Source organism: Desulfofundulus australicus DSM 11792, from assembly GCF_900129285.1.
GTDB classification, from domain to species: Bacteria; Bacillota; Desulfotomaculia; order Desulfotomaculales; family Desulfovirgulaceae; genus Desulfofundulus; species Desulfofundulus australicus.
Genome location: NZ_FQUW01000017.1, coordinates 37,356 through 52,529, shown reverse-complemented (window position 1 = coordinate 52,529; position 15,174 = coordinate 37,356). Strand labels below are relative to the sequence as shown.

The 15,174-nt window shown below is 51.8% G+C and carries 14 protein-coding genes; 5 read left to right on the top strand and 9 right to left on the bottom strand.

Annotation, left to right across the window (positions count from 1 at the left end):
* Window positions 1-2 precede the first annotated feature (2 nt).
* The 3 genes from cobC to thiM all read left to right on the top strand — a co-directional run bounded on the left by cobC (window position 3) and on the right by thiM (window position 3,616).
* Window positions 3-629, top strand: a complete 627-nt coding sequence (gene cobC / locus BUB44_RS08165) for an alpha-ribazole phosphatase (RefSeq protein WP_073165004.1) — start codon at window positions 3-5, stop codon at window positions 627-629.
* A complete protein-coding gene (locus BUB44_RS08160) occupies window positions 626-2,716 on the top strand; it encodes a PASTA domain-containing penicillin-binding protein (RefSeq protein ID WP_114362133.1) in 2,091 nt (696 codons plus the stop codon). Before cobC ends, BUB44_RS08160 begins: the two co-directional genes overlap by 4 nt.
* 96 nt (window positions 2,717-2,812) lie before the next feature.
* Window positions 2,813-3,616 carry a hydroxyethylthiazole kinase gene (thiM, locus tag BUB44_RS08155; RefSeq protein ID WP_114362130.1) on the top strand — a complete coding sequence of 268 codons (804 nt, stop codon included), beginning with the start codon at window positions 2,813-2,815 and terminating at the stop codon, window positions 3,614-3,616.
* Between the two features lie 158 nt (window positions 3,617-3,774).
* Here thiM and BUB44_RS08150 read toward each other — a convergent pair whose 3' ends face one another.
* Window positions 3,775-4,824 (bottom strand): hypothetical protein, encoded by a 1,050-nt coding sequence (locus BUB44_RS08150; protein ID WP_073165001.1) that lies wholly within the window; start codon window positions 4,822-4,824, stop codon window positions 3,775-3,777.
* Between the two features lie 119 nt (window positions 4,825-4,943).
* On the opposite strand from BUB44_RS08150, the gene BUB44_RS08145 reads away from it, so the two are divergent.
* Complete coding sequence (locus BUB44_RS08145) at window positions 4,944-5,216, top strand: hypothetical protein (protein WP_073164998.1); 273 nt, start codon at window positions 4,944-4,946, stop codon at window positions 5,214-5,216.
* Here BUB44_RS08145 and BUB44_RS15385 read toward each other — a convergent pair.
* The 7 genes from BUB44_RS15385 to BUB44_RS08120 form a co-directional block, all read right to left on the bottom strand.
* The gene (locus tag BUB44_RS15385) at window positions 5,202-5,363 is read right to left on the bottom strand and encodes a hypothetical protein (protein ID WP_157832934.1); all 162 of its coding nucleotides are present in this window, start codon (window positions 5,361-5,363) and stop codon (window positions 5,202-5,204) included. The genes BUB44_RS08145 and BUB44_RS15385 overlap by 15 nt on opposite strands.
* A gap of 61 nt (window positions 5,364-5,424) precedes the next feature.
* Window positions 5,425-6,258 carry a Gmad2 immunoglobulin-like domain-containing protein gene (locus BUB44_RS08140; RefSeq protein WP_242655901.1) on the bottom strand — a complete coding sequence of 278 codons (834 nt, stop codon included), beginning with the start codon at window positions 6,256-6,258 and terminating at the stop codon, window positions 5,425-5,427.
* A 211-nt stretch (window positions 6,259-6,469) separates the two neighbouring features.
* Entirely contained in the window at window positions 6,470-6,604 is a 135-nt protein-coding gene (locus BUB44_RS15975) for a hypothetical protein (RefSeq protein ID WP_259499610.1), read from the bottom strand.
* 69 nt (window positions 6,605-6,673) lie between these two features.
* Window positions 6,674-8,908, bottom strand: coding sequence for an FtsK/SpoIIIE family DNA translocase (locus BUB44_RS08135; protein WP_073164995.1), 2,235 nt, complete (start codon window positions 8,906-8,908; stop codon window positions 6,674-6,676).
* 155 nt (window positions 8,909-9,063) lie between these two features.
* Window positions 9,064-9,843: a prolipoprotein diacylglyceryl transferase gene (gene lgt, locus BUB44_RS08130; protein ID WP_073164992.1), complete on the bottom strand. Its 780-nt coding sequence runs from the start codon at window positions 9,841-9,843 to the stop codon at window positions 9,064-9,066.
* Window positions 9,844-9,967: 124 nt separating this feature from the next.
* A complete protein-coding gene (locus BUB44_RS08125; protein ID WP_073164989.1) occupies window positions 9,968-10,270 on the bottom strand; it encodes a zinc-ribbon domain containing protein in 303 nt (100 codons plus the stop codon).
* Between the two features lie 191 nt (window positions 10,271-10,461).
* Window positions 10,462-11,229: an alpha/beta hydrolase gene (locus BUB44_RS08120; protein WP_027355379.1), complete on the bottom strand. Its 768-nt coding sequence runs from the start codon at window positions 11,227-11,229 to the stop codon at window positions 10,462-10,464.
* Between the two features lie 411 nt (window positions 11,230-11,640).
* On the opposite strand from BUB44_RS08120, the gene BUB44_RS08115 reads away from it, so the two are divergent.
* Window positions 11,641-12,876, top strand: a complete 1,236-nt coding sequence (locus BUB44_RS08115; protein WP_073164986.1) for an aspartate kinase — start codon at window positions 11,641-11,643, stop codon at window positions 12,874-12,876.
* 134 nt (window positions 12,877-13,010) lie between these two features.
* On the opposite strand, the gene BUB44_RS08110 is transcribed toward BUB44_RS08115, so the two are convergent.
* A complete protein-coding gene (locus tag BUB44_RS08110) occupies window positions 13,011-15,140 on the bottom strand; it encodes an acetate--CoA ligase family protein (RefSeq protein ID WP_073164983.1) in 2,130 nt (709 codons plus the stop codon).
* Window positions 15,141-15,174: the final 34 nt, after the last annotated feature.

Here is a 15,174-nt window from a genome sequence, read left to right as displayed (position 1 = left end):
AGATGAGCTGTCGTATATACCTGGTCAGGCACGGCGAGACAGTCTGGAATGCTGAATTCAGGTTTCAAGGGCACAGCGACGTTGCCCTTTCCCCGCGGGGAGTGGAGCAGGCCCGGGCTTTGTCCAGGCGTTTAAGCGAAGAGGAATTTTGCGCCTTTTACTCCAGCGATCTCCAGAGAGCCATAAATACAGCGCGTATTATAGCCGAGCCTCACGGCCTGCCCGTGGAGTCCCTGGAAGCCCTGCGGGAAATTAACTTTGGCTTTTGGGAAGGTCTTACCATGGAAGAAATTCAAGCCCGCTACCCCCGCGAGCTGGAAAAGTGGTGGCATTCTCCCCTGCATACGCGTATTCCCGGAGGGGAAACGCTGGCGGAAGTGGTGGAAAGGGTAATCCTTGCGGTACGGGGAATATTGGAAAAACACCCTTGCGGACAGGTAGTGGTTGTGTGCCATGGGGGCACTATCCGGGCACTGGTAGGTTCGGTTTTGGGCATGGATTTGAATCAATACTGGCGTTTGGGAGTTAATAATGCCTGCCTCTCCATTCTGGAATTTTCCACCTGGGAGAGGGGGATTCTAACCCTGTTCAATGAGTGCAGCCACTTAAAAAAGGAGGGTCTGATTTGACTCCTCCTCAAGTTAACTTTTACCGCCGCCTGGGGATTCTCATGCTGTTGTTGCTGGCGGCTTTTTCCTGCCTGGTTGCACGCCTGTTTTTTGTACAAATTATACGGGGGGAGCATTTACGTCGGGAAGCAACCAGTATCCGCACACGGGATGTAATTTTGCAACCCTACCGGGGAAATATTTACGACCGCAATCATAACGCCCTGGTAACCAGCATTCCTGCCTATTCCCTCTATGCCCATCCTGATCAAATTAAAAATCCCGGGGAGGTTGCGGGAAAGATCGCAGCTGTTTTAGGTGTCCAGCGCGAAGAAATTTTAAAAAAACTGGATAATAAGACCTCTTTTGTCTGGCTGCAGCATGGTGTGGAACCGGACCTGGTTAAAAAGCTGGAGGGTATCGGTGGCCTGGGCTTTGTTGAAACCAGTACCCGTTCTTACAAGCAGGGTAGCCTGGCCGCGGCTTTGCTGGGATTTGTAGGTGATGATAACCAGGGCCTCAATGGCCTGGAAAAATATTATGATCACGAACTTCAGGGTATGCCGGGGAAAATGGTGCTGGAAATTGATGCCCGGGGCCGTCAAATTCCCCAGAGCGCAGTGGTGGTGGAGCGTTCAAAGGCGGGAAATAACCTGGTACTTACCCTGGATCAGACCATTCAGTATTATGTAGAGCGGGAGCTGGATAGAATTGAATCCGATTACCAGCCCAAATGGGCGGTTATTCTGGTTATGGATCCTAAAACAGGGGAGATCCTGGCCATGGGCAGCCGTCCCACCTTTGATCCTTCCCGCTGGCGGAAGTTTCCCCGCGAGGTCTGGGAAAAGAATCCGGTCACTCTTTATACCTATGAACCAGGTTCAACTTTTAAAATGATTATTGCGGCCGCAGCCCTGGAGGAAGGAGTGGTACGACCTGCCGACTGGTTTTATGACCCGGGTTATATTGTGGTTAAGGGCCGGCGGATTTACTGCTGGGAACGAAAGGGACACGGGTCAGAATCCTTTGCCCAGGCCGTGGAAAACTCCTGCAACCCGGTTTTCATCCAGGTGGGGCAAAAGCTCGGTAAAGAAAAGTTATATAAGTACGTCCGGGGTTTCGGCTTCGGGGTTCCCACCGGTATTGACCTGCCCGGCGAGGAGGCCGGAGTTATAGTCCCTGAAAATAAGGCGTCAGAGCTGGACCTGGCAACCATGTCCATCGGGCAATCCATAGCTGTCACACCTGTCCAGCTCTTAACCGCTGTTTCAGCTATCGCCAACGGGGGTTATCTTATGCAGCCCCATGTGGTCAGGGCTGTGGAAGATGCTTCTGGAAAAACCATCCGGAAAGTATCTCCCCGGGTAATCCGGCAGGTCATTTCCAGCGAGACCGCCCGGCAGTTATCCGGAATACTGGAAAAAGTTGTTCTGGAAGGGACGGGCAGGAGAGCCCTGGTAGAAGGTTACAGGGTGGCCGGGAAAACAGGTACTGCCCAGGTGCCCGGTCCGGGTGGTTATATGGAGGGGAAGTATGTGGCTTCCTTTGCCGGGTTTGCACCGGCGGACGATCCCCGTATTGCGGTTCTGGTGGTGGTAGCCGAACCGCGCGGTGGGGAATATCACGGGGGAGAAGTGGCGGCTCCGGCTTTTAGTGCTGTAGTGAGGGATACATTGCGTTACCTGGAGGTTCCGGAAGATCCCGTTCAGAAAAACCGGGAAGTTCCAGCTGGTCAGGATGTACAGATTAAGGTGCCCAATGTGGTCGGTTTCCCGGTTGCCGATGCCATCTGGTTGCTGGAAGAGCGGGGATTCCGGTCCTGGTCACCGGGTAAAACGGGTCTGGTTACTGGCCAGGAGCCACCGGCAGGTAGAAGTGTTCCCCCGGGTACGGTGGTGAGTTTACGTATTGCTACCGGTAATACTCCAGAAAAGCTGCTTGTCCCCGATTTGTCCGGACTTACGGTAAAAAAAGCAGGCTCAATCCTGGAAAAACTGGGGTTAAAATTTAAAGCCTCGGGGAGCGGGGTGGCTACCCGGCAACGCCCTGAGGCGGGTCAACGTGTAGCACCGGGAACGACAGTTACGGTGGAATTTAATCCTCCCTGAGAACTGATGTTTGCGTTCGGGTAAGGTCTGCGATAAGTGGTCGGGTGGGTTCGTTAAACTTGCAGCGGTAATGGAAAGTTTGGGAGGGAGTACACAGTGAAATGGGGAGAACGGGTTATGGTCCTGCGGGAGAAAGTGCTTGAGGAGCGCCCGCTGATACATCATATTACCAATCTGGTCGTTACCAATATTACTGCCAATGTTACCCTGGCTGTTGGAGCATCACCTGTAATGGCTTACGCTCCTGAAGAGGTAGCTGATATGGTGCGCCTGTCCCGGTGTTTGGTGCTGAATATGGGAACGCTCACAGCCGGTGAGGTGGATGCCATGTTGCTGGCGGGTCGGGCAGCCAACGAGGCGGGTATTCCAGTGGTCTTTGACCCTGTAGGGGCGGGGGCAACACCTTTTCGCACGGAAACCGCGCAGATGCTGGTCAGGGAACTGCAAATCGATATTTTACGGGGTAATGCCTCGGAAATTGCTGCCCTTGGTGGTTTACACGCTAACACCAGAGGCGTGGATGCAGGGGAAATTACCATTCCAGCCGGCCAGCTGGCCAGGAAGGTGGCCAGGGATTTAAAAACTGTAGTAATCGTAACAGGGGCAACAGATTATGTCAGCGATGGGGAACGTTTGCTGGCTGTGGATAATGGTCATGCCATGCTTGCTGCTGTAACGGGTACGGGTTGCTCTGCGACCAGCGTTGTTGCTGCTTTCCGGGCCGTGGAAGATGATGGCGTGACGGCCGGAGCGGCAGCCCTGGCCTGTTACGGCCTGGCAGCGGAGCATGCCGGTGCCGTCACCCGGGGACCGGCGAGCTTTCAGGTTGCCCTGCTTGACGCCCTGTATAACTTGAGAGGGGAAAGGCTATCTTCAGGAGTCAAAATAAGGGAACTATGAAGTCCGGGAATTCTTTTTGTTGTCGCGAACAAGACAAATAAATGGTCGGCGAGTTGACAGAAAATAAGGGCGGATTATGTCACAATAAGTAGTGCACGCAGTGAAAAACCATATACCTCCTTCTTCCCGATTCCCACTTCTGCAGGTGGGAATTTTTTTTACGGAATATTTTTCTGGTAAACCCGGTATCGCCTGACGGGTGGCTGTGTGGTCACCCGTTGCACCATTTTTAGCACCGCGACATTTCCTTCGTGAATCTGGGATATTTCCACCTGGCTGCCGCGGGGTAAGACGCTGTAACAGTTTTTCAGGAGGAGGGCATCAATTCCCCTCTGCCTGAATTCCGGCACAACAGCCAGAAGAGCCAGTCTGAAAGCAGGTTTATTTTCTATTTTCCCCGGTAAAGGTACGCAGAAGCAAATTCCTGCTGGCTGGTGACCTATCCTGGCCAGCAAGAGAAGGCGGGGGTCAGCTATACTTTTAAAATGAGTTAGAATAGCCCGGGTTTCCGCAATGGTCAGGGGAATGTAACCCCAGTTTCGTTCCATGGAACGGTTGAGGATATAGTGAACTGCTTTTACCTGTTCGTAGAAAGGCGTAGAAAAGTTTAAGGGCTGTACCGTGACTTCCGGGTGATAGGTGGCCCTGCGGGCTACCCGGTTTATGTTTTCAGGAAGTGTTGTTTCTGTTGACCATTGATAGGCCAGGAGGTCAGTGAGTTTTTGGTAACCATAACCCTCCAGTAATTCCCTGTAATAAGGTGGATTGTAAGGTAACGGGTGGCCTGCAAAGGGGGGAGGACCGTTAACCAGCAATCCTACCTGCTGGTTGGTATTTACCAGCACAGGGCCAATTACAACTTCACACTTCTGTTTCCGGAGCCATTCTTCCGCTTTTTCCATCAGGCTCCGGGTGATATTTTCCTTCGGTACGGCTTCAAAGGCGCCAATAAACCCCGTTTTTTTCTTCCGGCAAAATTCATCCACTGCACAGGCAATCCGTCCCGCTGGTTTACTGTGCTCATAGGCTATGTATAGAGCCAGGTGAACATGGCTTAAAGCCGGGTTGATACCGGGATGCAATAAGAGAGATGTTTTTTGCTTGTTGGCAAGGGCAAAAGGGCTGTTCTGACCGTATATTATATCCACCAGATTAAGGAATGTAAAAAACTCTGACCTTCTCTGAACACGAACTATTCTTATAGACACTAATATCCCGCCCTCCTTTTTCTTTAGAATATGCGGGGGCGGGAAAAAAGGAGAAGGAGATTCCCCTGAAAAAGGGAATCAGGTAATAGTAGAAATATTAAATTGGAGGTATTGGTGTCGTGTTATTTCGAAATTTACCCGGTCCGGTTAAACTTGCTCTGGCTATTTTGGCCTGGGCATTGATTTTATGGATCTTTACCCTTGGTTACCCTGCTTTCCGTCCTCTGGCGAGGCTAATTTTTGGGGTATTGATATTGCCCTGTGCCGTGGTGGAATGGATGAAAATGAAGGGGCTGGTGCAGGGAAGGGCAACGATTGTTTTGCGTACAGCGCTAATAGCTCTGGCCGCGGTTATCTGGTTGCTTGCCGGGAGCCAGCTAAAACTTGATTAAATTTCCGGCAAGGAGGCCGAGACCAAAAGCAACAACGCTGCTGGCCAGGACCCAGAGCAATTCTCTTTTCACTCGCCTGATGAGATGTTCAATGGATTCCCCCTGGGCTGTTTCTACGGAACCGGGTTTATTTTTTTCTCTGGTCATCTTGGAACCTCGCTTTCTTTTCTGGTTGTTACTATGGGGATGAGTCAGGACATACAATGTTTTATGGCCATCTGACGGGTATGGTCACCTTATTTTCAATACTGCCGTCCCTGGCACTGATGGAGTAGACTTCCAGTGTCCCTTTGCCATCCTGGGGGGGCTTAAAGCTGAGCCGCATCTCAAAATCTCCCCGCTCGGGAGCAGCCCTGGTGGCGGTTGTATAAGCGCTGGCCAGAACCCGGCCCTGGCTGTCCAGCAACCTGGCGTTAACCGTACCTTCGTAAACCCTGGCGCTTCCTTTAACCAGCAGGGGCACTCCTATTACCTGATCCGGCGTGGGGTGAGTGACCCATATAGCAGGCTCATAGACCCTGGATAAATCCCTGCGAAATGGCTGGTCATATAAGCCTACGTGGCCCCACCAGTCCAGAGTGCGTTCATCCACCTTGCCCTCTACCTGGAAGGATACCTGGCGAATTTCCGGGAACTCGGTTAAGGTATTGACCACACTTTGGATGGCCATGGCTTCCCCTTCAGCACCTGTACCGGGCTGTTCCAGTACCTCCCTGGAAAAGTTGACTGTGGCCAGGCCGTCCTTCACTGATACGTCAAGGACTCTGGTTCCGGCAGGTAAGATGCGCATGGCTCCTGGTGTGGATGGTTCCCCGGAAATTAATTCTTCTACCGCTTTTAAAGCCGGCTTGTCCGTTTGCGGTATTTTGTGTATTTCCCGGACAAGATAACTCTCCTGGTCATTGGATTTTACATAATAAACAGCGACGTATAGCGGTTGGGGTGGGGAAGGATCCGGTGATTGGTTGGCTGGTGCCCGCTGTCCGGTCCAGGAACATCCCGATACCAGAAGAAGTGCAAAGAAAAGGTTTAAAATCAGCACCGGAACCCTCCACCTGGATTTCCTGCCTGTAACCATGGACATACCCCACTTCCTGTCATTGATAATTTTACCCTTAGTATATCATTTAAAGGCGTTCCCTGTCACCCTTAACCACCAGGCCATGCCTTTCACGAAAAGCTTGCCGAAGAAAAAAAATAAAACAGCCGGCTCCCCGGTAATGCAGGGTGCCGGCACTTATTTACTGGCGTATTTAGTGGGTTCTGCCACTGGCTTTTTCTTCAACCTTTTCCATGACTTGCTCTACTGGTCCGGCAAAAATGGCTGCCAGAACACCTATACCCAGAACTATAGCCATGCCTGCATAAAAAATCGACCAGTCAAACATTTTATTTCCGCCCCCTGTAATTTCATCCCCTGTTCTTTACTAAAAATGTACCACCGGTGTGGGAAGAAGTCAACCAGTCCGGCCAAACATTTGCTGGTACTGTTCCATGGTCATTAAAATGGCCCGGGGTTTACTGCCTTCAAATTTACCCACAATACCCCGTTGTTCCATAATGTCGATTAAACGGGCAGCGCGGGCATATCCTATATGCAATCTTCTCTGCAGCATGGATATGGATGCACTGCCGTTTTCAATAAGTATTTTTACTGCCTGTGGTAAGAGTTCGTCTTCTTCTTCCTCTCCGGGTTTATCTTCCTCCACCGGTGGTTCTTCCATTACCTGCTGGTTGTAAACCGGCTGGGCCTGTTCCTTCAAGAAGGAGGCCAGATTTTCCACTTCCTGATCCGACAGGTAGGCTCCCTGTACGCGCATGGGCTTTGGAGCACCCACGGGGAAGAAGAGCATATCCCCTTTACCCAACAGTTTTTCTGCTCCTCCCATGTCCAGGATGGTTCGGGAGTCCATCTGGGAGGAAACGGCAAAGGAGATGCGGGAGGGAATATTAGCTTTAATCAGGCCGGTAATTACATCCACCGAGGGACGCTGGGTAGCTACCACCAGGTGAAGCCCCGCTGCGCGGGCCATCTGGGCCAGCCGGCAGATGGAATCCTCCACATCGGCCGGGGCAACCATCATCAGGTCAGCCAGCTCGTCAATAATAATTACTACATAGGGAAGGGGACCTTCCTCCCGGGTTTTGGCAGGCGTTGTTTCACCAGCGCTTGCTTCGTTCTCTGTCGTTTGAAATAGTTCGTTGTAACGTTTGATGTCCCTGACCCCCAGGCCAGCAAAAAGTTCATAGCGTCGTTCCATTTCCTTTACTGCCCAGCGTAAAACTCCGGCAGCTTTCTTGGCATCGGTAACGACGGGTGCTACCAGATGGGGAATACCGTTGTAAGTGGTTAATTCCACCATTTTGGGGTCTATCATTAGAAATTTAACTTCATCCGGGGTGGCCTTAAATAAAATGCTGGCAATTAAAGTATTGATACACACACTTTTCCCCGAACCCGTAGCCCCGGCCACCAGCAGGTGGGGCATTTTACCAAGATCTGCAATGACGGGAGCGCCGGCTATATCGCGGCCCAGAACAACGGTTAGCCGCGAAGATCTTTCTTTAAATTCCCTGCTTTCAAGAAGCTCCCTTAAATGTACGGTAGCTATTTCCCGGTTTGGTACCTCAATGCCCACAGCCGCTTTCCCCGGGATAGGTGCCTCAATGCGTACACCGGGAGCAGCCATGGCCAGGGCTATATCATCGGCCAGCCCCATAATGCGGCTTACTTTAATACCTGCCGGAGGTTGAATTTCGTACCTGGTGATAGCCGGGCCTATAGATACATGGGTTACCTGCGCCTGGATGTTGAAACTGGCCAGGGTTTCTTCAAGAATCCGCTTTTTCTCGGCAATTTCCCTCTCCAGCAGGGAGTTATCCCTGACCAGGGGTTTGGTTAAAAGGGCAGTGGAGGGCAGGCGATAGGGGCGACCGTCGGCCAGGGCGCGGGTAGCCACTTCCTTGACTTCCTTCTCTATTGATGCTATTTCTTCCTGCTCCCGGGTGTTATTTCTGCGTCTTTCCTTTTGCCTGTGGTTCGAAAAATCCTGACGTTCCTGTGTCTCCGTAGTACGGGTTCCTCTCTGGAGTTGCGCCGGTGGCGTGGTAGGAGTTGTTTTTTCAGGTATTACCGGTTCCGGGACTTCTTCAAAAAGAAAGTCAGATAAACGCTTCCCCGCGTCCTTTATAGCCTCACGTATAATCTTAATCGCAGTGCCCGTGAGTTTGGCCAGGGACTGGCCGGTTAGAAGGATAAGACCCGTTATCGTAAGAAACCCCAGTAAAATATAGCTTCCGGCAGTGCCGAAACAGAGATAAAGAAAATAGCTCAAAACTGCCCCCACTATTCCGCCGCCCTGCCCCTCCCGGGCAGCACTGAAAAACTTATCCGGGGGTATAAACAGGTGTACAAAGGTAAGGGTGCTGAGCAGCAGGATTAACAGGCCCCAGACCCGGGAATTGAAGCTACCTAGTTTTTTTTCGAGTAAAACTTTAACCCCAAAACAAAAGAGAATTACGGGCAATAAATAGCGACCGTTTCCGGCGGTAATTGTCAGACCCCTGGCTAAAAAGTGCCCTATCGTTCCTGCCGCCGGGGTCAGCAGGCTGGCCATGCCCAGCAGGGCCAGGGTAATTATGGCCAGCCCGTAAAGCTCGAATTTTAGCTCCTCCAACCGGTGTTTGGCCACGGGTTCCCCTCCTTGCAAGTTAAAACGACCGGTTGTGACAAGAGATGCCCAATCTCATCATATCTTGAGCTTACCATAAAGTGGACAAAGAGGCAAGTTTACCTTGTTGCCGGCCGGGGGAGTCAAAAAAAGTTATTGTTCATGGGGCCGGTGCTTCACCTCAGGGATTTGCCGGTTCCGGCTTTATTACGCCCGTACCATATCCCTGCCAGGGCAAGTATAATCAGCAGGAGGCTCACCAGCTGGGCTACCCGAACAGGTCCCAGCATAAGGCTGTCGGTACGCAAACCTTCGATAAAGAAGCGTCCGGCCGAGTAAAGGCCCAGATATAAAAGCGCCACTTCCCCGGTGAAGCGTTTTCTGGGCCAGTACCACGTTAAAAAAGTAAACACTGCCAAATTCCACAGGGATTCATATAAAAAGGTGGGATGATAATACTGGCCTTCAATGAACATTTGCCGGCGGATGAATTCAGGAAAATAAGCCATAAACTCCGGGGATACAGGGCCACCGTGTGCTTCCTGATTGATAAAATTACCCCACCGGCCAATGGCCTGGCCCAGGATAATACTGGGAGCCAGGATGTCGGCCAGCAATGGAACAGAGAGTTTATGTCTCCGGGCATACCATATTCCTGCCAGTGTACCTCCGAGCAGGCCGCCGTGGATGGCAAGCCCGCCATGCCAGATGGCCAGCGCTTCCCAGGGATTATGCTGATAGCTTGGCCATTCAAAAAAAACATAATATGCCCGTGCGCCAATAATGGCTGCCGGTATAATCAGGGTTACCATGTTTAAGATGTGGTTGGGATCTACTCTGTTTTGCTCTGCCCGGCGTAAAGCTAAATAAATGCCGGTTAAAAAAGCGGTGGCCATAATAATGCCGTACCAGCGAATTTGTAAAGGGCCAATCTGAAAGGCTACGGGATCGATCATTTAAATCACCTTCCAAACATGCATTGATACAATTGTTATTATAAAACAACCCGCTTATTTTTCTCCAGTATTCAACAAAAAAGCCTACCTGTTCTCCAGGTAGGCTTTTGAGATCTGTAATGATCTAGCGGAAGCTTGCCCGCCGGTTTACGGCCATACACTCACGGCAGTAAATGGGCTTTCTTCCGGTGGGCTTGAAAGGCACCTGCGTGGGTGCGCCGCAACTGGAACAAAAAGTATCGTACATTTGGCGATCCATTCCAGCTGCACCAGCGTTGTTGCGCTGCTTGCGCCGGCGGCGGCAGTCCCGGCAACGGGTAGGTTCATTCAGCAGACCTTTTTCAGCGTAAAAAGCCTGTTCTCCAGCGGTAAAAACAAAGTCTGCGCCGCAATCCCGGCAGGTAAGCACTTTGTCCTCGTAAGACATGAATACTCCTCTCCTTTCAGGGACTTACTGGTTCAGGGACCCAAACACAAACTACCCGCTCCCCCATCCAGGAGAAGAGTATTTGCCGGTAACCCAACCAGTTTGACTTAAAGCAATTATATCATAACGCTTTACCTGTGTCTATAGGGGACAAACCACCGTCAGCCCATCTAGCCCTGTGGCCTTTGCTTTTATATGCCTGGAAAATGTTTGTTCAGCCAGGCAAAAAGATTTTCCCAGACCTGTAGATAATGCCCGGTAAACTGGTGATCTCCTCCTTCAATCCATACCAGCTTTTTGGGTTCTCCGGCTGCCTCAAAGATCAGACGGGCGTCCCCGGGCGGGACCACGCCATCCCCGGTACCGTGGATGATTAACAGGGGACGGGGTGTCAGGCGCGCTGCTTCCCGGGGAACATCGTATAACTGGAGATCCCGGAAAAAAGCTTTCTTCAAATAGATGACGCCATTTTCCCCTGCCATGGTTACCATCTCTTCAGGGCTGTCCAGAGACTCGTCGGTGAATGAGGTGAAAAGGTCCATTAACCTGGCCGGGGCGGCCCAGGTACAAACCCCGGCTATCCGGTGATCCCTTGCTGCCTGGCAGATAACTGTGGAGCCGCCAAAACTGCGGCCGACGGTGACAATCTGGTTATAGCCTCTTTTTACCACCCAGTCGACTGCGCAGGTAAGGTCGTCAATCTGTCCTGATAAAGTTAGATCTGCAAAATTACCCTCGCTTTCACCATTACCCGAAAAATCAAAAAGCAGGGTCGACCACCCGCGCCGGCTTAGTTCGGTGCCAAGCTCCAGGGCACGCCCGCCTCCTTCCTTGCTTCCCGTAAAGCCGTGGCAGTTAATGATGATCCTACCTGTGTTCCCCGGAGCGACATATAATAGCCCGGCCAGGTTTAACCCTCGGGAGTTAACAAAATTTACCTTTTGCCAGCTGCCGGTCATTATTACCATCCTCTCTATTTTGGCATAAATTATCCGGAACTTGTCCTGCTTTAATATACCATTCGCTCCGGTTGCTTTATATCCTTTAAATCCTTGATGGGGTAGATAATTCAAAACAAGCGATTGCATGGTCCGGAATTTTATGTTATAGTTAAGCCATGCATTTTACATTAAGGAGGGCCGGATCATGCTTTGGGTTGGCACCACTACCAGGGGCATAACTATGATGGATTCGGGCATGGCTATGCGCGGCCTGATGTGCATGCCTTTTCTTTGATCTTGCCCGCAACCCAGTGGTGTGTCCTGGCCTGCCGAACCTATCGTTTGACTGAGCCACCTGTTGCGGGTGGCTTTAAATTTTTCGGTGCCGGGACGCCTCAAGTAGCAGAATCCATAAGGGGGAAGAGAACGTTGCTGGTAGTACAAAAATACGGGGGCAGTTCTGTAGCCACTCCCGAACACATCCGTAGAGTAGCCCGCAGGGTGGTGGAATATCGCCGGCAGGGACATCAGGTTGTGGTGGTTGTTTCGGCGATGGGGGATACCACTGACGAATTAATTGCATTAATGAATAAAGTATCCGATAACCCGCCTGAAAGGGAAGTGGATATGCTCCTGTCAACCGGGGAACAGGTTTCCATTGCCCTGCTGGCCATGGCTATTTCCAGATTGGAGGAGGATGTTATTTCGTTAACCGGATCGCAGGCAGGCATTATTACCGATAATGTGCATACAAAAGCACGTATTATTAAGGTTAATACCGAGCGTATTGTCCGTGAACTGTCTGCGGGTAAAATTGTCGTGGTGGCGGGTTTCCAGGGAGTAAATGACGCCAACGATATTACCACTTTGGGGAGAGGCGGTTCGGATACCACTGCTGTAGCCCTGGCCGCGGCCCTGAAGGCTGATCTGTGCGAAATATATACCGATGTTGATGGTGTCTACACCGCTGATCCCCGTCTGGTTCCCGATGCCCGCAAGCTGCCCACCGTATCATATGATGAGATGCTGGAGATGGCCCACCTGGGAGCGGCGGTGCTTCACTACCGGGCTGTGGAATGTGCCAAGTTGCACGGTGTTACCCTGCATGTGCGCAGCAGTTTTAACCGCAATCCCGGCACCATTGTTAAGGAGGCTGACGAAGTGGAAAAATCGATAATAGTTACCGGCGTAACCCATGATTTAAATATTGCCAAAGTCGCCCTTTTCGATGTTTACGACCGGCCGGGTATTGCCTGGAAAATATTCCATGCCCTGGCTGTAGAAAATATCAATGTGGATATGATCATTCAGAGTGCTATGAGGGATGGGTTAAACGATATTGCTTTTACCATCTGTAAAAGTGATTTGAAAAAAACACTTGCTGTCCTGGAAAACATCCGGGAACAGGTTGGTGCTACGGGTTACACGTATGATGAAAATGTGGCCAAGGTTTCCATTGTGGGTTCCGGGATTGCTACCAATGCAGGAGTGGCGGCCATGATGTTTGAAGCTCTGGCCAGAGAAAACATTAATCTGGAAATGATTGCTACTTCAGAGATCAAGATCTCCTGTATTATTAAAGCTCATGAAGTTTCCCGGGCTGTTCGTGCCCTGCACCGCAAGTTTATTGTTCCCGGTGAGGATATATGCATGGTCAGTGCTTGATTTATTGGTTGGGTACTTCAAATTTACTATTGCTTGCGAACTTCTAAATACCAGTTCTGCAGTTTGCTGCGTAAAGCGTTGGGTGAGGCGATTAACGTAATTTCCATATGCTTTTGGCCTGAGGTTCACGGGCTCTACAAGTTGGAGGTGTGCAAAGTTATACGGGCATCCACGGCCACCGCGCCCTGCGGGTCAACCAGGAGCGGGTTGATGTCCATTTCTACAATTTCAGGCCACCTGGTAACCAGCTGGCCCAGGCGCAGGAGACATTCCACCAGGGCATCGATATTGGCCGGGGGCTGTCCCCTGAACCCCCGGAGCAGGCGGTAAGCTTTTGTTTCCCTGATCATGTCCAGGGCCTTTTCCCTGTCCACCGGCGCAATGGCAAAGGAAACGTCCCGGAACAGCTCCGTGTAAATCCCTCCCAGGCCAAAAACCAGGACCGGCCCAAAGGAGGGGTCCCGCTTGCAGCCCAGGAGAACCTCCACTCCACCGGGCCTGTAAGGCTGAATGAGCACTCCCTTGATGGTGGCCTGTGGTACCCGGGCAGAAACTACTTCCATCATCTCGTTATAAGCTGCTGCTACCTCCCGGTCATCCTTTAAATTAACCTTCACCCCGCCCACATCGGATTTATGGGAGATCTGCGGGCTGACAATTTTCATCACCACCGGGTAACCCTGGGAACTGGCTATTCTTACGGCATCCCCGGTGCTGTGTGCCACCCGGGAGGGTAACACGGGGATGCCGGCAGCCTGCAGGATTTCCAGGGCGGCTTCATTTATGGTTGCCTGTCCTTCCCGCATGGCCACGGCAAGAAGGGAGTCAATGCGCTCCTCATGAAAATCGGTGAAAACTGCTGGATGTCCGGGGGCACGGCCTTTAATTTCATGCAGGTAGCGGTATAAAGTCGCCAGGGAGGCCATGGCTTTTTCCGGGGAAGGGTAGACCACCACCCGGTTTTCTTTTTCCATCCTGGCCGCCAGTTCATGCCGGTAATTGCCAAATATCCACAGGGCCAGAGGTTTTTCCGGGTGCCGGGATGCAGCCTGGTTGATGGTGCGGGAGATGTCCAGGCGCGGGTCTTCTTCCGGGGGTAAATAAGCAGGGCTGATAACCAGGGCTGCATCCACGCCCGGGTCCTCCAGGATCGTGTCCAGGGAGAGTTCCAGAATTTCCAGGTACCCCCTGGTCATACCTGCCGGCCAGATGTCCAGCGGATTATTTACCTCCATCCAGTCGGGAAAAACAGCAGCCAGCTTCTCCCGGGTTTTTTCGCTGAAACGGGCTACTTCCAGGCCGCAAGCACTGCAGGCATCTATAGCCATGATACCCGCACCGCCGCTTATTGTTACCACGGCTATTCGCTGTCCGGGCATGGAGGGATAGGTGAGAAAAGTTTTGTTCAGATAGAGCATTTCCTCCACGTCCCGCACCCTGATGACTCCGCATTGTTTAAATGCGGCGGTGAAAACATGATCTTCGCCGGCCAGAGAACCGCTGTGGGAACTGGCGGCCCTGGCTCCGGCCTCGCTGCGGCCGGTTTTCAGGCAGAGGACGGGTTTTGTTCTGGTCACCGCGCGGGCAACTTCCATAAATCTATGACCATCTTTGATCCCTTCCATGTGCAGGTTAATTACCCTGACCCGGGGTTCCTGCCCCAGAAAGGTCAGGCTTTCGCTGAAACCAACGTCTGCCGCATTACCGATATCCACCCCCAGCCCGATGCCGCCGGTGAAATCGGCAGCACCCAGCAAAAAAATACCTGACTGGCAGATCATGGCCGTGTCGGCCTCTTTGCGTAGAAAGCCAATAAAGGAAGTATTCAAGTTTTCGTAAAGATTAACAACGCCAATAGTATTGGGCCCGACGAGGCGGGCTCCCGCGTTCCAAACGATTTCCTGTAATTCCTGCTGTGTTTGTTTTCCCCAGCTGTCAGCATCGGCAAAACCCTGAGTGATAACGATTATAGCTTTAATGCCCCTGGCTGTGCATTCCTGTATCACTTCCTTTACGGCTGTCCGTGGCGTGGAGATTACGGCCAGGTCGGGTGTTTCGGGAATCTCGCTGACCGTACGGTAAACCTGGAGGCCCAGCAGGGTTCCCCCCTTGGGGTTGACGGGATAGATGCGCCCCCGGTAACCGCCGGCCAGTACCTGCTCCAGGATATTGAAAGCCTGCAGGCCCGTCCTGGTGGAAACTCCGATGAGTGCTATTGACCGGGGTTGAAAGAAGGGAATGAGACTTTGCAGGTTTTCTACCATATTACTGAATAGCCTCCTCCTTATGTTGCTCTAA